Genomic DNA, 17,450 nt, shown 5'->3' with positions numbered 1-17,450 from the left:
ACAAATTTTGAGCCAAATTCCAAATTAAGGGAAGACATAAGACAAGAGACCTGCGTGGAGGATTGTTTTTAGACAGTAAAGGAAATTGTTTTTGATATTTTTTTAGACCGTCGGAATTTGAACCAGGATGGAAGGGATTGGAGGATGGACCAAGATTATGGTCAATTTGTCGCTGGAAAGACCCCAATACTGTAGGGGCGTATCGCATACGCCCGCAGCATCCATACCTAAATTATTATCATCTTCTGATTAATGAAATTCATAGATTTTCAAATTCTTGGTCGAACAATTTCTACAAACCAATCCCATCGCACGGGGCATCGACATTCTATCCATTTTTCTGCCAAGGAAATGAGCCGGAGGCTAAAGGGCTTCCTGCGGAAGATTTGATGTTTGTAGTAAACCCACAGCCTGGGTGAAATCTTTGTAGAAAAACGAATCTTCAAACGGATAACCCACAGAGTGGGTGAAATATTTTTCTGAAAAACCTTTTAAAAACAGTGCGTTCGCGGTGCCCACGATGGCAGACATCTCAAAAAAACAAAAAAATAGATTCTTCACTAATCGCTCAGAATCCCTCTCAGGAGGCTTCCAATTCTGAACGATTAGTGAAGAATCTGTACGTAAATGCCCCAACATGTGCTTGTCATCCTTGATCGAAGATCAAGGACCTGTTCGCCAATGGAATTATGGTTTGCATGGTTCCGAGATTCTTCCTTCCTACCAATGGACAAGTTTATTCGATTGTGTTTCTAGGTATTTAGACCTATTTCTATTTTCCAGAAGAATATTTTTTATCCGCCATACATCCCCAGAGGGGATGAATTATTTTAGCATGGATGGTAAACAATATAGGGTTAATGCAAAATCGATGTTCGATTAATCGAACATCGATTTTGCGCGACTTCCAGGCTAACGTGCCATGCCTGATAAAATCATGGAACCCCGATAGGGTTCAACTGAATAGTTGAACAATTGCGCATTTCCAATTCTGAACGAACAGTGAAGAATCTGTACGGTTCTCTACTATTTATGCCTGTCATCGTGTACCGAAGGTAAAGGACCTGTACGCCAATGCAATCATTGTTTGCATACTACCGAGATGCTTCGTTTCTACCAATGACAAATTCATTCGATTGTGTTTCTAGGTATTTAGACCTATTTATATTTTCCAGAAGAATATTTTTATCCGCCATACATCCCCAGAGGGGATGAATTATTTTAGCATGGATGGTAAACAATATAGGGTTAATGCAAAAACGATGTTCGATTAATCGAACATCGTTTTTGCGCGACTTCCAGGCTAACGTGCCATGCCTGCTAAAATAATGGAACCCCGATAGGGTTCAACTGAATAGATGAACAATTGCGCATTTCCAATTCTGAACGATTAGTAAAGAATCTGTACGGTTCTCTACTATTAATGCCTGTTATCCTTTACCGAAGGTAAAGGACCTGTACGCTAATACAATCATTGTTTGTATAGTTCCGAGAATTTCGTGCCTCAGTTTGACACCGGAAAGGAAAGATTTTTTTTGTGTAATCCTCTAGCTTCGGTACAGGACCTGTTCGCCAATGCAACCTTTGTTTGCATTACTCCGAGATGCTTCGTTCCTCAGCATGACAAAAAAAATAACACTTTCAGCAGGTTCTATTGTCTTATGTCTATTGTCTTATGTCTATTGACTTATCCCCCCCTAATTCGCCATATTCACTGCATGCCTATGGATAAACTCCGACGGTGAACTATGCAAGATATGTTTGAATACCCGATTAAAATGGACAACGGTATTGAAGCCACATTGGTAGGCGACTTCGGAAATGTTTTCGGTGGATTTATTGATGAGCAATTGGCAGGCTTTTTCGATTCGGATTTCATTTAAAAAGGTCACGTAGGTTTTCATGGTGTGCTTTTTAAAATACTTACAGAATGCAGATGGCGTCATGTGGATGAGTTTGGCGACTGCGTCGATACTAATTTCCCGATTATAGTTTTCTAGGGAATAGCGAAGGACCTCATTGATCCTTACTCCGACCTTATCGTTGAAGTTTGACTCTGGCAGACCGGAATACAAGGAGATCATCTCCTTTTCGTTGGCAATCAGGTAATCGAAAATCTCCAAGACGCGCATGAGTTTAGGGAGGCCTTCCTCCCGCAATAGGGATTGGAAAATGGACCTAACTGGAAGGCTGTATCGCTGGATCAGCTTTTTACTGGAATCTAAGGAATTAAAGATATCTCGGATCCGATGCAACTCCTGCATATTGAAGAATGACTGCATTTTGTCAAAGGCTACGAAAATATGGACCACATGGATTTGGTCCTCCTCCGCTCCTTCCTTAATAAAGATATGGGGATCATTGGCCTTAAGGATATAGATTTCATTTTCAAAAAATGGCTGTATCAAGTTTCCGATAACGACCGAACCCCTACCTTTTAGGATATAGGAAACCTGGATTTCCTTGTGCCTATGGTAATGAGTATAGAATTCCTCCCTCAGGTCTTCTTGAATATAAAACGAACCAGCTCCGAAAGCAGGCACAGTAAATTCAATTGGATACCTTGCTTCCATTGTCTTTAAAGCTTCCATACATTCCTATTTTTTGTCCCTATTCAACTGGTTAATGTTGTTTGGGTATAATGATATTCATAATTTAGTTATAACAAAAATATCAATTTTTTACAATCTCAGGATATTATTTGAAAATATATAAGAATATTTCCGTAATAAATTTCTGACATAAATCATATTTCATTCATTCTCATTCATTTCGAGTATTTTTATTGAATTACAATCCATTCGCAACTTCTACAGGAATTCATTAAATTCGAAAAAATAAATCACTGAAAATTTACTATTCATGATCAAAGAGGCATTCATTATAGGTGCAGGTGGAGCTGTAGGAAGTGTGTTAAGGTATTACAGTGGACAATTTATCAGTAAAAATTATCCTAGCCAGATTCCACTGGGCACTTTGATCGTCAATCTTTTGGGCTGCCTGCTGATCGGAATATTACTGGGCTATTTCGCCAAGAACCAAGGATTGAGCAATGAATGGAAACTTCTGCTTGTAACAGGCTTTTGCGGAGGTTACACCACTTTTTCCACCTTTGCAGCCGAGAATATCACTCTTATCCAAAATCAACAGGTTTCCCAAGCTATTTTATATATAGGCCTTAGCGTCCTATTGGGATTGGCCGCGGTATACTTTGGAATAATGATTTCAAGATTGTTCCAGTAATAAACTATGCCCTAGTCTTGGCAATCAATTCTGAACGCAACACCTTTTTCTGTATGATATGATCTTTCATCTGTTGGGTCAAAGCAACCACACTATCCTTTGCCAACTGGTCAATAGGTTGTTTTACGTGAATAATAGGATGGTAAAAGAAATCATATACCTCACTAAAGTCAAAACACATCACATTCAAGTCTTTCGGGATCTGAACGCATTTTTGTGTCAGGTATTTTAATCCTGCAACGGAAAGTGTATTGGTGGCAAATACAATGGCATCAGCCTTTTGGGTCTCCAAGATTTCATCCAGCACCTTATTCAGTTCCTGCTGTTGCTTATTGAAATTGATTTTATAGACCTTGGATTGAATCCTTGCACTGGCATCCAAAAATCCCTGCTCACGATCTTTCATATGCTGAAGGCTGCTTTTATAAGCTACAAATGCCAAGTTCTTGTAGCCCATTTCCAGCAGATGGCTGACGGCAGTCTGCATGGATTCCTTATTGTCCGTAATGACATAACTGGAATTGACATGGTTAAAATGTCTATCGATCAAACAGATGGGAATTCCGAGGGAGATTATGTATTCAATGGTTTCTTCCGAATTATCCGGTGGAGAGATAATAAAGCCATCGACCTGTCTTTTAATAAAGACATCGACCAAGTTTTTTAGCTTCTCTGTACTTTCGTCCGAACTACCAATAATGGTGGTCAATCCAAAATGTCCAGATTCATCTTCTACACCTCGCGCAATAGAGGCAAAAAAAGGATTTGAAATATCTGCCACGATCAGGCCAATCGTATTGGTTTTGCCCGTTTTTAAACTTTTCGCAATATGGTTGGGCTGATAATTCAGTTCTTTGGCGGCTTGCCTGATTTTCTCAGCAGTTTCTTTCCCTACTCTACCCTTCTCCTCATTTCCACTTAACACATAAGAAACTAAGGCTGTAGAAACACCGATTTTCTGAGCAATATCCTTTAATGATACCTTTTTTACCATGTTGTAAATATATTATTATTAATTCATAATTAACCTTTCGTTACCATTTAGAGAGCACATTTTCTCCCCAATGGTCGATTATTCTATTTACGGCTTCGGATGCGGCTCCGTTCCCCCAATCATAGATGGTAAATTCGCCGATTCCAATCCCATTGGAATCCGTATAGCCATCATGCCCATAGTTTTCCATCATAAAGCCATAATCTTGTTTTCCGAGAAAAGGCCAGCGTTTTTGCCACTGTTCTTTGGTTTCTTGATTTTCTGGCGCATACATCATCACAAAGGATGCTTTGAGGGCAGCAATGCCACGCTGCATATAGTCTTTACGATCTAATTCCTTCCCGTATTGCATGATCAGCTCTGCAAATAAGCTTTGCCTAGAATCATTCCATTCAGCATCAGCGTTCATCACGCCAAAACCTCCAAGTGCATGTATATAGATGAAGGATGGCTGCCAAACTGCCTGCCACATCAACAATTCATCCAGCACCCGTTTTCCTTTTAGTAAATATGCCTTATCACCGGTTACCTTATAGGCTTCCATCGCTGCTTGAGCGGTATAGTACATGCTCAAGGTATTCTGCTTGTACATATTATTTCTTGCAATTTTCTTGTCAACTAGGCTGTCATGTCCAAAGCGGCTACAGGACCAATAGGTTTCAAAATCCTCCCATCTCCCTATTGGCACAATTTCCTTTTCAATGACATCTAAGGCCTTTAAGGCAGATTCTTTATATTTTTCCAGCTTGCTAATTTGATATAGTTTCAGCAAAAAACTTACAGACATGGCAGATTCCGGCGATTTGCTCAAGATATCCATATCATTTTGGTCCTGTAGGTCCAGCCATGCCGGAAAATAACCATCTGGTCGCTGTGTATTGATCAAAGCATCAGCATAACGAACCGCATAATCCAAAAGCCGTGGATCCTTCTCCAACTCCATATACCAGTCCAGCATCAATAGAGCGGTATAGCTCATATCCAAGACATGATAAGGCGACTCCTTTGCATTCCAGGTATAAGGATTACGGTTGGAGTTGCCGAAGAAATAGGTATCCCAACCTGCAGAACGCCAATATTTCTTCCCGCCTATTTCCACTTCCTTCATCTCGGTAGCAATCAAGCCCGGAAAGAAACCGTTCTTTTGGGGAAAGGAAAGGGCCAATTCTTTGGTCATATTGGCATAACGTTTCAACGAGTCGATGTTTTTTCGTTTCGCATAGCGAAATAAACCAGACGCAGATCGGAAAGAGTTGAACCATGCTTGGTTCCAAATCGACCTAAACTCCCTTTCATTGACTTCGCTGGGATAATTTGGGCTTTGGGTAACATTGACGATAAAGGTTGCGGCTCCTACCCTTTTTCCATTCAAATCAAACTCTTGCCAGACCGCATCCCGCCAATATTTGAAAGCCCATTGATAGGTATAATCGACATAAGAATCCAAATTGTTGCTTGGAAAAGGTTCCCCTTTTTGATAAAGTTTTTCACCCCATTGATTCCACATAAACTGGTTGACACTGGCAAATGGATTTTGAATATTGTCGGGATCGGAAGAGTATTTGACATAAAATGCCAAACGATAGGAACCTGCGGGGAACTTGGTTTTTTCCTCCTTTTCATAGAGAATATGGTCGGTAATTTTCGAATTAGCTTGTCCCAAGGTCAATAAATTTGCTGTGGCATTGAGATCCAAATACCAAGGAACAGCAGGTTTGGTCTCCAACAAGGACACATCTGGAATGATAGCCAAGGATTTTTGGGCACCATGCACGATCATGGCAGCAGAACGAAACACATGCTGTGCTACGATATGGTTATCCGTAGGTGTTAGATGCGGAGCCCAATGAAAGCTTGGTTTAAAGGCAGGCTTAACAGCCACATAGAGCCTTTCTAGACTGGTATCGGACAATATTTTCCAATTTACCTCGACTCTATAAGTCTGTTTATCGATTTTTTTGAATTTGATTTCAGGGCTTTGGTTTCCAATTTTGGAATACTCAAGATTGGAAATATAAGACTTTAAGGATTTCGGGATTCCTTGGCCAAAGGCTAATGAAGAGAGCATAGCATTCAAGCAGGTAACCAAAACAACAACTATGTAAATCAAATAAATTCTCATTTCAATTTATTCTACAGTATTAATCATGGAACCAAAAGCCAAGTACTTTGCATAACGTTTGTCAAACAACTCCTTCTTTTCTGGATTGGGCAAATATTCCTTTTCGAAGCCTGACCCCATCTTATCCATGGCTTCGGACAGTGAAGTATAAATCCCTGCGGCAGTGGCAGCCAGCATGCATGCGCCCATAGCACAGGTTTCATCAGACCGATGGACCATAATGGGTCTTTGCAGGACATCAGCCAAGGTTTGCATTACATAATCTGATTTCTTGGCAATCCCCCCTATTCCGATGACCCCTTGGATGGCCACACCTTGGTTTTCCACATGCTCCACAATGGCACGGGAGCCAAAACAGGTGGCCTCCACCAAGGCCTGAAAGATATTGACTGGATTGCTACCCAAGTCCAGGTTGAACAATGCTGCTGTCAAAGAAGGGTTTACGTCAGGCGTTCGCCGACCATTGAACCAATCCAAAGCCAGTTCGGAATCTTCTTGGATAGGCTGTTGTTTGGCCAATTCAGAAAGCTCTGAAAGTAAATTTTGCTCAAGTTCATCCCTTAAATCTGAAATGGCTTGACTACCCAGTGATGCAGATCTTTTCAGACTATTCTTTATTGGCCACAACAGCAAGTTCTTCAACCAATTATATACATCACCAAACGCGGATTGACCAGCCTCTAAACCAATATATTGTGGCACGATTGAGCCTTGGACCTGTCCACAGATCCCTTGAACCAATCGATCTTGTAATTCTTCTTTATCAATCACCATCATATCACAGGTCGAAGTTCCCATGACCTTGCACATATACCCCGGTTGGATTTGTGCTCCAATGGCGCCTACATGGGCATCAATGGCCCCAACACAGATCAAAACATCGGTTTTTAAGCCTAGTTTATCGGCCCATTCTTTGGATAGGTTCCCGACAAGCTCATCTGCAGTAAACACTTCCTTATTAATGGAATGGTAAATCCTTTCCAGTTTAGGGTCTAAATGGGTAAAGAATTCCAGCGGAGGATACCCTCCTAATTCCTGTGCCCATAAAGCCTTATGCCCTGCGGCACAGACATTCCGCTTGAGGAGCTGCGCATCTTGATTGCCCGTCAAAAGATAGGGCAACCAATCGCTTTGCTCTAACCAGGAATGCGTCGCCTTATAGACTTCTTCGTCAGTTCTTGCCATGTGGAGCAATTTGGACCAAAACCATTCGGAAGAATAGGCACCCCCACAATAACTCAGGTAATTGGTTTCAAAATCCTGGGCTTTTTGGTTGATTTCCTCCACTTCCTTGATGGAACTATGGTCCTTCCATAGGAAAAACATGGCATTCGGATTTTCAGAAAATTCCGCTGACATTGCCAAAGGTTGACCATGCCTATCAATGGCTACCGGGGTTGAGCCCGTAGCATCAATGGATATGGCGACAACATTGGCCCTGATTTCATCATTGGCATTTGCCAAACATCCCTTCAGACAGGCTTCCAGGCTTTCTATATAATCCAATGGATGCTGACGAAATTGACTTTGTTTCGGGTCGCAATACAGTCCTTCCTTCCATCTTTTAAAGTTAGATGTAGCCGATCCAAGGACTTCTCCATTAGTAGAATCGACCAGTAGAGCCCTAGCGGAATCGGTTCCAAAGTCAACGCCAATTACATATGATTGTTTCATTTAAACTCCTATTAATGTGATGGATTTGACATATCCAATTTACCTTCTACTTTACCTACTCCCCAAATCGCAAAGACCGCAATCACCACATAACAAAGCACTGGAATAATGAATCCAGTGGCCATAGAACTATGGTCTGCGATCAAGCCCATCAATGGTGGACAGAATGCCCCACCTGCTACTGCCATAACCAAGAAGGAAGATCCTTTTTTAGTTAGGGTACCTAGGTTATTGATGCCTAAGGCAAAAATGGTCGGGAACATAATGGACATGAAAAAGTAGGTTAAGAACAACGCAAACACAGATACCCAACCCAGGTTCATGAACACCAAGATGTTCAAGATCACATTCATGACCGCATAAAAGCCTAGAAGGCGATGTGGTGCAATAAACTTCATCAGATAAGACCCTGTCAATCGACCAATCCAGAAAGCTCCCATCCCACCGATGGCAAGGATAAGGGAAGCCGCCTGTTCATCATTTTTGGGCATAAAGAATTCGCCGAAAGAACCCAGATTGCCCATGATATTGGAAATCGGAGTTTTTAGGTCGTGAATCGCATCGATCACGTAGTTGATGAAAAATGAATTGGTACCAGTTTGGGCCGCTACATAGAGAAATTGCGCCACTACAGCGAAAATAAAGACCGGATGCTTCAGCAAATTCCGCATCGGTGGGTTTTCCTCGTATTCCCCAGACTCCTTTTTCTCTTTGATTTCAGGTAATTTAATAATCAAAAACACGATAGCAACCAAAACCACCACACATCCTATCCCAATATAGGGTTGAACCAAGGAATCGAATTTATCATGCTCGCCTTCAGCTTCCGTTCCAAAGATCATCAATCCGCCGATCAAAGGCCCTAAGATCCAGCCTAAGCCATTGAATGACTGGGAAATATTGATCCTTCTTGCTGCCCCTTCCTTTGATCCTAAAACAATGGAATAAGGGTTTGCGGCCGTTTCTAGGAAGGCCAAGCCACAGGCTATCACAAACAATGCGGTCAAGAATGGGATAAATGCTGCGAGTTTGGCGGCCGGATAGAACATAAATGCACCAATAGCAAACAGTACCAAGCCGAAGATAATCCCTTTCTGATAACCGAATTTCTTGATAAAAAGCCCTGCAGGGATGGCCATGGCCAAATAACCGATGTACAATGAGAATTGTACAAAACCCGATTGCGCCTTGGAAACATGCAATAGATCCTGGAAATGCTTATCAAGCACATCCAAAAAACCATGGGCAAAGCCCCATAAAAGGAATAAACTACAGATGAACAGAAATGGAACCAACAAATAGTTCCCTTCATCATCCCGAAACAATGATTTCTTATGGTTGCTCATGTTGTTATTTATAAAGTGGTCCAAATACTTCGCATGCTCGATAATCCGCACCTTCTTGGTTCATACCGAAAGCTGCCCAAGTAGCTGGTCTAAACAAGCGGTTTGCGGGAACATTATGCATGCAGACAGGAATGCGTAGCATGGCCGCCATGGTGATCAGGTCATGCCCGATATGGCCATAGCTGATGGCACCATGGTTGGAACCCCAATTTGCCATGACGGAGTACACATCGGTGAAGGCTCCTTCACCGGTCAGTTCAGGCACAAACCAGGTGGTCGGCCAAGTTTTGTCGGTACGTTCATCCAAGACCTTATGCACTTTTTCCGGAATATCAACGGTATATCCTTCAGCTATTTGAATAGTAGGTCCTAAACCTTTGATTAAATTAATCCTGCACATAGTCACGGGCATACCGCCCTTGCTCAGGAAGTTGGAAGAATAGCCTCCTCCCCTGAAATAATCACGGTTTGCGGGGTACCAAGTCGTGGCCTTTAAACAGGCTTTTGCCTCTTTATCGGAGATCTCCCAGAATGGTTTCATGACTGGTTTTCCATTGGCAGATTGCTGTCCGGTACCATCCAAGGTTGCCGAGCCCGAATTGATCAAATGTATAAAGCCATCTTTAGCGGCACCTGTAGGTTTCCATCCACTCACTCTTTTTACTGCCTCTGGGGACCAATAGGTCCTGACATCTGCGAATATCTGCGCAGTATTGGTCAAAAGATAGTTGAAAGTCATAGAAACCCCATTTAGGGAGTCGTTTTCTGTTGCGACCATAAAAGGGTTGCGGATTCCATTCCAATCGAATGAAGAGTTCAAGATGGCTTCTGAGAAATCACCATTTGGTAGGAAGTCTGTCCATTGTCTTTGGCCTTGGAATCCTGAAATAAAGGCATTGTGGCCCATTGCTTCCTCAGCATGGCCCATTTCCTTCAATTTCGGATTGCCGATCATGAGGTCACGGATAATGAGGGTCATTTTTACTACAAACTCCCAATCCTCATCCTTTTCTTTCCTGTTTTTTACTTTATGCTTCTGGTTGAAATCGGCACCTTCCTTACAATGCTTTTTGGTCCATTCTAAGGCTTTCTTGAATTCGTCTTCATCATAGATTCCTAACTGAATGCGTCTCAGTACTTCTGAGGAGTCGACATACTCGTTGCGCATGCCTAAATATTCTTGGAAGAATTCAGCATTTACGATGGAGCCAACAATCCCCATGGAAACCGAACCGATAGCCAAATAGCTTTTACCGCGTAACATCGCAACTGCAAGGCCGGATTTGGCAAAGGAGAGCAGTTTATCTCTCACATCGTTCGGAACCTTGCTATCCCCCATATCTTGCACATCATGTCCGTAAATACTAAATACGGGCAGTCCTTTTTGATTATGTGCAGCTACCGTTGCCGCAAGATAAACGGCGCCAGGTCTTTCGGTTCCATTGAAGCCCCAAATGGCCTTTGGTCGGATGGGATCCATATCCATGGTTTCAGATCCATAACACCAACAAGGGGTTACGGATAGGGAAACACCGACTTGCTCCAGGTCAAACTTTTCCTGGCAATCTGCCGCTTCTTTGACCCCACCGATACAGCTATCCGCAATGACACACTGTACTGGACTTCCGTCTGGATATTTCAATTCTGATTCATATAGTTTTTTCACAGCCTTGGCCATGTTCATGGTGGTATCTTCTAAGGATTCCCGGATTCCACCCCAGCGGCCATCAATGATGGGTCTGATCCCGATTTTTGGATATTTGTTCATTATTAAGCGGTTTAGAATGCAGTTTGAATGTCTTCAACAGTTATGTTAAATAATTTCTTTAATAAACTAGCTATTTGAGCTTTATTCCCTACGAAATGATACACGTTGTGGGTATGCTCCAATTTTTCTGAAGGTTTTAGGAATGCTGCCGGAGAAACACTTTCGATCTCATAGAAAGGTCCCATTTGGCTTCCATCTTCTAATGGGCCATCGTTATAGGCATTGACTGCATCACCCACGAAAGGGTCTTTTTTGGTTGTCCATTCCTGGTTCAAATAAACTTTGCTGGAATCGATCGAAAACTTGGTTACCGTCAAGATCCCGTTCGCTAGGTCATAACTTCCGGCAATGGTTTTAGCTCTGGAAGGCGACAATCCTAGCTTGCCCCTTGACTTACCATCAGCCTTGAAATAAAGGACACCATTTTTGTAACTGATTCTATCTTTATCGATTTCTCCGAAATAATCAGTCGTGGCCACCTTTCCTTTAGCAGACTCTTCATAAGGGACCAGAATAACGGTGCTGTCGGTAGGCATGAACATGTCTAAGCTCCAGAGACACGGTGCCCCAGTTTCTTTGGTCCAAGCTTCTTTACCGGTATTGCTGATGCTGTTGATCGTGCTAAAGCCTACGGATTTTACCTGATCGGATAGTTGAATACCTAAATCGGTTTCAATCTGGGAATTACTTAACATTTTGATGTCACGGTTAAGTTTCATGCTGAGCACGGTACCTGCATAATTTTTCAATTCTGCTGTTTTTTCCATGCTTGCTGAATTTCCAGTCGCAGAAAGTAAGGTCCAGGCCTCGGTATCAATTGCTGCAGGTGTTTTCCATTGATCATAGACCATTTCACTCCCCTTTTCGAAGTACAGGGAAAACGGACCGCCTTCAGGACCTAGCCACAGACGGTCTTCCCCACCATAAGCATTCATGTGTGGATCGACCGGCGCCGTAAAAGCCTTGTAATTCACCCAGCCGAAACTTTTACCATCAGGTCCTTCAGCCGTAGAGGTAAAGACCTTGCCTTGATATTTTGGAGACACCAGGATTTGCCCTAGACCACTCTCATTGCTCAAAATCAAAATGCTATCGTGCTTCTGCAAGAATTGCAGATCATAGCCAAATTGGCCTACGTTATAATTTGTACTCACGGTATCCTGGGTTGAAGATTCATTTTTCTTTGTTTCTTGGCAGGAGCTAGCCAGCATAAGTGCCGAAGCGCCCATTAATGCATGTAACCATATGTTTTTCATAGAAATTTAGTTTACTTCTAGATCGTTCTTGGATGGAAGATTTGGAAACTTGTTATGTGGTTCAGATTGATACCAATACGCAACAGAGATCATATCGGACTTCTGCGGCAGGTATCGTCCTTCTGAACGCCAACCTAAATCCTGGATCGTCACTTTTAGGTCGCCATCGAATCGCACCGGATCCATGATATGCCAACGGTACATGCCAAAACGCGCCTGGGACTCATATACGCCATCAGGACGGATTACTTGGTGCAGGCCAGCGAATGGTGTTGAATATTCTTGATATTGCCTTGTAGCCTTGTTTTCGAAGTTGTAGGAACCACAGAAATAATCTTCTAGCCCTGTCCCCACAATGGTAGCATAATCCTTATCACCATCCATGAAGAACTTAATCTCTCCTTCTCCCCACCAACCAATGTTGTTGACTCCTACGCCTAGATAGGTTCCTACATATTGTCCTTTTCCTTTGATGCCATCGATGATGGTATGCAATGAGCCTTGGGTTGGATTGGAACGGCGATATTGTGCATGGAAATAACCTTCATCTTCAGGAACCTCCGTAACCGCGTAATCAATCTGGTAATACAGGTTCATCGGTTCACTGGAAATATTCTCCATCGTGATCTTAGCGCTTTTCCTGAAAGGCATCTTCCAATAGGAATTGAAGGCGCTACCCGGGTTGACCGTCATTGCCAGGGAATTCAAAGGAGCAAAACGATGCCAAGCCATTCCGAAAAACGGTCCTACCGGAGATTCTACGGAAGGAGTGGACTCACCATCCCAATAGATTCTGAAGATGGTATGATTCCAGTTTCCAGTTGGTGTCATCCACATGTGTTGGATTACCCCGGATTCATTGATTTCAGCCATGGTAAAGGTTTCTCCTGGCGCAATGGTGATATAAGGGTTGACTTTCCAACCCACTCCCAGTTCACGGGAAGCATGGGAAGCATTGGCAACGTTCTTTTGACCCGCCTGTTTTGCTGGGTCTGCCATTCCGCCTTTCCCTTTTGCACCGGTAAAGTTTTCTGGGCTAATTGATCTGGTTTTGGCATTGGAAAGTTTGGATAGGTTTCCCAAACTCATATCTATTCCGTTAAAAGGCTGCTTTTGCTGCGCATAGGACATGCCGCAAAGAAATAAGGAAGCTAATAATAATTTAATTTTCATGATTTATTTATTAGTTGATTATTCAAATGTTCACTCGGAAATCACATTTTACTTTTGAAAAGAGCGACCAAAACTTCCGGTTAGAAAAAGAATTTGGCTATTGCTTTAATCGTTTAAGCATTTCAGGAATAAACGATGTCTGCTGGAGACGATTTCATTAAAACAATTGCGGAACTTTTCAGTTTATAATTACACAATGTTAATGCTTAATCGTTTAATATCAAAATAAATTGTAAAAATATTTTGGCTCAAATGAACAAATTAAAGGGCCATGAAATTTGATAATCCAATGAAAACAGGAGTTATTTTAATTCTAACAACATTTTTAATAAAGTTTATCGTTTTGTAACAATTCAATTTGGATACCACAAGGTCTATGGCCTTCCTCGATTTCGATAGAAGAAAAAAAATGAGCTGTTTAAATAAAAACAGCTCAATTGAGTTTACTAAAGGTTGATTACAAATATATCTTGGTATACTTAGTCATTAATCAAAGACCGATCTAAGTGCACATAGCCCCCATCTACATGGATTAACTGGCCAGTGGTATGGCTAGAGCGATCTGACAATAAAAAAACAGCCATATTGGCGATTTCTTCCACAGTGGTCATCCGGTTTTCAAGTGGAATCCTACTGGTTATCTTTTTCAATGTTTCTTCAGGATTAGGAATGGTCTTGATCCAGTTTTCATATTGTGGAGTCATGCTTTCCGCAACGACAATGGCATTGACACGGATGGAATAAGGTAGCAGTTCAACTGCCCACTCTCTTGTCAATGCATTCCTTCCTCCATTGGAGGCAGCATAGCCAGAAGTACCTCCTTGACCAGTTTCTGCAGTTTTAGAGCTGATGTTTAAAATATTCCCTTTGCTTTTCTTCAGCTCCGGCAGACAGTAATGGGCCATCAGGTAATAATGAACCAAGCTATTGTGCAAGGACTTGACAAATGAGTCGTAATCGCCATTCTCAAGGCTTACCCCATCGTTTAACCCCGCATTGTTCACTAATCCATCGATTCGACCACATTTAGCAACCACAGCTTCAATTGCCTTTTTGCAATCCTCTGGATTGGTTAATTCAGCTTGGACAGCAAATGATTTAAAGCCTTTGGCAGCTAACTCCTCCTCTACGGCAAGATTGTCTTTTTCCTTTCTTCCTATAATAACGGGTATCGCTCCTTCTGCTGCTAAAAGCTCCACAATTCCTTTCCCGATCCCTTTGGCTCCCCCGGTAACCAAAACAACTTTATCTTTTAAATTTAAGTTCATATAAACTATTTTAATCCGTAGAATTTCACCGCATTATCTCCCCAAAACCCTTTCAACTCCTGTTCATTAAAATCTCCTAAGCGATGCTCCACAATCTTAAGGGCATCTTCGTAGCTCCCTGCCAACAAACATACTGGCCAGTCAGATCCGAACATCAACCTTTCCTTGCCAAAGCATTTGATAACATGGTCTAGGTATTCCGTAAAATGGTCTAATTTCCAATGCTTCCAATCTGCCTCAGTCCCTAAGCCCGAAATCTTACAATGGACATTCGGATAATTGGCCAACTGTTCAATATAGATGGCCCATTCTGTAAATTCCTGGGATTTGATTGGAGGTTTGGCAATATGATCCAGTACAAAAGCTTGATTAGGATTGGCTTCCACACACTTCAGTGAGCTCGGGTAATGACGTGGACGCAAAAGGAGATCATAAGTATAATTGAATTTCGTCAAGGCGGCAATCCCACGCAAGAATTCGTCACGATGAAGAAAATCAGGATCATCCTCTCCTTCCACAATATGCCTGAACCCTTTGATAACCTGATGTTTTGAGAAGTTTTGAAGATATTCCTCAACCTTTTCGGACCTGAGATCTACCCATCCCACAATACCTTTGATCAGGGCATATACTTGAGAAAGCTCTACTAAAAATTCGGTCTCGCGGTGGGTTTGATCCGCCTGTACAGCTACCACCCCATCAAATCCCAGTTGCTTTAGCGTACCTGAAATATCATTTGGAAGGAAATTGCGCTGAATGGCGGACATTTCATCAGTAATCCATGCATCCTTTACGGAATCATAGAGCCAAAAATGTTGATGAGTATCTATTCTCATAATATCATTTTAACCTTTGTGGAAAGCAACTACTTCTTGGCGTTGTTCACCAAGGTAATCTGCTCCTAATTCAATAACATCTCCCGCTTTAAGGTAAATTGGTGGATCAAAGCCCAAACCAACACCAGCAGGTGTTCCAGTAGAGATAACATCCCCAGGTAAAAGGGTCATGAACTGCGAAACATAGGAAACCACAAAAGGTACATTAAAGATTAAGTTAGAGGTATTACCATTCTGGTAAGTTTTACCATTCACCTTCAACCAAAGTTTTACGTTGTTGATATCTGGTATTTCATCCGCCGTCGTCATAAATGGTCCAATCGGCGCGAAGGTATCACAACCTTTACCCTTATCCCAAGTTCCACCACGTTCAAGTTGGAATTCACGTTCAGAGACATCATTGTGCAGCACATAGCCTGCAACATAATCCAAAGCATCAGCCTCTTCGACATAAGAAGCTTTCTTTCCGATAACAATGCAGAATTCGACTTCCCAATCGGTCTTCACAGAATTCCTTGGGATCATCACCTGATCATTAGGCCCAACCAAGGCAGTCGTAGACTTCATAAAGATGATCGGTTCTGCTGGAATCTTTGCTCCAGTTTCCTCCGCATGGTCTTTATAGTTCAAGCCAATACATACGATCTTGGATGGTCTCGTAAACGGAGCCCCTAATCGAGAATCTGCTGGAATCTCAATCAGTTTCCCCTGATTCGCTTTCACAAACTCTTCCAATCGAGCCAATCCATTGTCTGTAAAAAATTCTTCGTTATAGTCTCCGCCAAATGCCGAAACATCATAATTCTTTCCATCGATGTTTACACCGATTTTTTCTCTTCCTGATTCTCCGTATCTGATTAATTTCATTTTCCTAAGTATTGTGATATGAGATTTGAGAAAATCAAACCCATTACATATCCTTTTTGAAGTATTATATTATTATTTCTAGACCTGAGGCATTTGAAGATTTCTATCAAATCTCAGACCTCAATTCTTATTGCTAGTTATTCAACTTAACAAATCCTCCATCGATAGCATAGTCATTACCAGTAATAAACGATGCATCATCTGAACAAAGGAACAAGGCTAATTTCGCGATTTCTTCAGGTTCTGCCATCCGACCTATAGGTTGGGTTTTAGAAAGTTTTTCAAACATTTCCGCTTCCTTACCTGGATAGTTTTTGGCGATGAATCCATCAACAAAAGGCGTATGCACTCGAGCTGGGGAGATGGAATTTGAACGGATATTATCCTTCAAATAATCCTTCGCTACAGATAGGCTCATGGCGAACATGGCGCCCTTGCTCATGGAATAGGCAAAGCGATCTGGGATCCCCACTAAAGTGGCAATAGAAGCTAAATTCAAGATTGCACCACCACCATTTGCCTTCATGACTGGAACGACCGCAAATAAGGCGTTATAAGCGCCTTTTATGTTCACCTGGTAAATCCGGTCCATATCTTCCTCGCTACAGCCCTCAAGGTTTCCTACGTGGGCTATACCCGCATTATTCACCAATACATCTACCTTGCCGATTTGCTTTACTATATCCAACACCTCAACTTGCTTGCTCACGTTGCAGATATGGACTTCACATTTTCCGCCTTCGTCTTCGATCAACTTCTTGGTTTCTTCCCCACCAGTAGGGTTCAGATCCAGGATATGCACAACTGCTCCCTCCTTGGCAAACAAGGTTGAAATGGCTTTCCCAATTCCACTTGCGCCGCCCGTCACAATTGCTACTTTATCTTTTAGCCTAGACATAATTA

At 42.1% G+C, this 17,450-nt stretch carries 13 protein-coding genes; 1 reads left to right on the top strand and 12 read right to left on the bottom strand.

Translation table 11 applies throughout. The features are described from left to right. Positions 1-1,697: 1,697 nt before the first annotated feature. Positions 1,698-2,591, bottom strand: coding sequence for an AraC family transcriptional regulator (locus tag ACK2WI_RS09845; protein ID WP_409150592.1), 894 nt, complete (start codon positions 2,589-2,591; stop codon positions 1,698-1,700). A gap of 271 nt (positions 2,592-2,862) precedes the next feature. On the opposite strand from ACK2WI_RS09845, the gene crcB reads away from it, so the two are divergent. After that, positions 2,863-3,243 carry a fluoride efflux transporter CrcB gene (crcB, locus tag ACK2WI_RS09840; protein ID WP_093095180.1) on the top strand — a complete coding sequence of 127 codons (381 nt, stop codon included), beginning with the start codon at positions 2,863-2,865 and terminating at the stop codon, positions 3,241-3,243. Between the two features lie 4 nt (positions 3,244-3,247). Here crcB and ACK2WI_RS09835 read toward each other — a convergent pair whose 3' ends face one another. The 11 genes from ACK2WI_RS09835 to ACK2WI_RS09785 form a co-directional block, all read right to left on the bottom strand. Next, positions 3,248-4,237: a LacI family DNA-binding transcriptional regulator gene (locus tag ACK2WI_RS09835; RefSeq protein WP_409150590.1), complete on the bottom strand. Its 990-nt coding sequence runs from the start codon at positions 4,235-4,237 to the stop codon at positions 3,248-3,250. Between the two features lie 40 nt (positions 4,238-4,277). Beyond that, entirely contained in the window at positions 4,278-6,359 is a 2,082-nt protein-coding gene (locus ACK2WI_RS09830) for a hypothetical protein (protein WP_409150588.1), read from the bottom strand. A gap of 6 nt (positions 6,360-6,365) precedes the next feature. After that, positions 6,366-8,033: a ribulokinase gene (locus tag ACK2WI_RS09825; RefSeq protein ID WP_409150586.1), complete on the bottom strand. Its 1,668-nt coding sequence runs from the start codon at positions 8,031-8,033 to the stop codon at positions 6,366-6,368. A gap of 11 nt (positions 8,034-8,044) precedes the next feature. Next, complete coding sequence (gene fucP / locus ACK2WI_RS09820) at positions 8,045-9,379, bottom strand: L-fucose:H+ symporter permease (RefSeq protein WP_093095174.1); 1,335 nt, start codon at positions 9,377-9,379, stop codon at positions 8,045-8,047. Positions 9,380-9,383: 4 nt separating this feature from the next. Beyond that, positions 9,384-11,147, bottom strand: coding sequence for an L-fucose isomerase (locus ACK2WI_RS09815; protein WP_409150585.1), 1,764 nt, complete (start codon positions 11,145-11,147; stop codon positions 9,384-9,386). Between the two features lie 11 nt (positions 11,148-11,158). After that, positions 11,159-12,403, bottom strand: coding sequence for a DUF6786 family protein (locus ACK2WI_RS09810; protein WP_409150584.1), 1,245 nt, complete (start codon positions 12,401-12,403; stop codon positions 11,159-11,161). Between the two features lie 6 nt (positions 12,404-12,409). Beyond that, positions 12,410-13,576 (bottom strand): glycoside hydrolase family 172 protein, encoded by a 1,167-nt coding sequence (locus tag ACK2WI_RS09805; protein ID WP_313368000.1) that lies wholly within the window; start codon positions 13,574-13,576, stop codon positions 12,410-12,412. Positions 13,577-14,055: 479 nt separating this feature from the next. Then, positions 14,056-14,844: an SDR family oxidoreductase gene (locus ACK2WI_RS09800; RefSeq protein ID WP_312697855.1), complete on the bottom strand. Its 789-nt coding sequence runs from the start codon at positions 14,842-14,844 to the stop codon at positions 14,056-14,058. 5 nt (positions 14,845-14,849) lie between these two features. Next, complete coding sequence (locus ACK2WI_RS09795) at positions 14,850-15,680, bottom strand: amidohydrolase family protein (RefSeq protein WP_409150583.1); 831 nt, start codon at positions 15,678-15,680, stop codon at positions 14,850-14,852. A 9-nt stretch (positions 15,681-15,689) separates the two neighbouring features. Next, positions 15,690-16,547 (bottom strand): fumarylacetoacetate hydrolase family protein, encoded by an 858-nt coding sequence (locus tag ACK2WI_RS09790; protein ID WP_313368003.1) that lies wholly within the window; start codon positions 16,545-16,547, stop codon positions 15,690-15,692. Between the two features lie 133 nt (positions 16,548-16,680). Next, positions 16,681-17,445: an SDR family NAD(P)-dependent oxidoreductase gene (locus ACK2WI_RS09785; protein ID WP_409150581.1), complete on the bottom strand. Its 765-nt coding sequence runs from the start codon at positions 17,443-17,445 to the stop codon at positions 16,681-16,683. Between the last annotated feature and the right edge of the window lie 5 nt (positions 17,446-17,450).

The sequence above is a fragment of the Sphingobacterium sp. BS-2 genome, from assembly GCF_046161205.1.
GTDB lineage: Bacteria > Bacteroidota > Bacteroidia > Sphingobacteriales > Sphingobacteriaceae > Sphingobacterium > Sphingobacterium mizutaii.
This window is presented reverse-complemented; position numbering and strand designations above follow the sequence as displayed.

Coding starts and splice junctions, on each gene's coding strand:
- ACK2WI_RS09830 (WP_409150588.1), bottom strand. CDS start 6,359: ATGAGAATTTATTTGATTTACATAGTTGTTGTTTTGGTTACCTGCTTG.
- ACK2WI_RS09805 (WP_313368000.1), bottom strand. CDS start 13,576: ATGAAAATTAAATTATTATTAGCTTCCTTATTTCTTTGCGGCATGTCC.
- ACK2WI_RS09845 (WP_409150592.1), bottom strand. CDS start 2,591: ATGGAAGCTTTAAAGACAATGGAAGCAAGGTATCCAATTGAATTTACT.
- fucP (WP_093095174.1), bottom strand. CDS start 9,379: ATGAGCAACCATAAGAAATCATTGTTTCGGGATGATGAAGGGAACTAT.
- ACK2WI_RS09790 (WP_313368003.1), bottom strand. CDS start 16,547: ATGAAATTAATCAGATACGGAGAATCAGGAAGAGAAAAAATCGGTGTA.
- ACK2WI_RS09810 (WP_409150584.1), bottom strand. CDS start 12,403: ATGAAAAACATATGGTTACATGCATTAATGGGCGCTTCGGCACTTATG.
- crcB (WP_093095180.1), top strand. CDS start 2,863: ATGATCAAAGAGGCATTCATTATAGGTGCAGGTGGAGCTGTAGGAAGT.
- ACK2WI_RS09785 (WP_409150581.1), bottom strand. CDS start 17,445: ATGTCTAGGCTAAAAGATAAAGTAGCAATTGTGACGGGCGGCGCAAGT.
- ACK2WI_RS09825 (WP_409150586.1), bottom strand. CDS start 8,033: ATGAAACAATCATATGTAATTGGCGTTGACTTTGGAACCGATTCCGCT.
- ACK2WI_RS09835 (WP_409150590.1), bottom strand. CDS start 4,237: ATGGTAAAAAAGGTATCATTAAAGGATATTGCTCAGAAAATCGGTGTT.
- ACK2WI_RS09815 (WP_409150585.1), bottom strand. CDS start 11,147: ATGAACAAATATCCAAAAATCGGGATCAGACCCATCATTGATGGCCGC.
- ACK2WI_RS09795 (WP_409150583.1), bottom strand. CDS start 15,680: ATGAGAATAGATACTCATCAACATTTTTGGCTCTATGATTCCGTAAAG.
- ACK2WI_RS09800 (WP_312697855.1), bottom strand. CDS start 14,844: ATGAACTTAAATTTAAAAGATAAAGTTGTTTTGGTTACCGGGGGAGCC.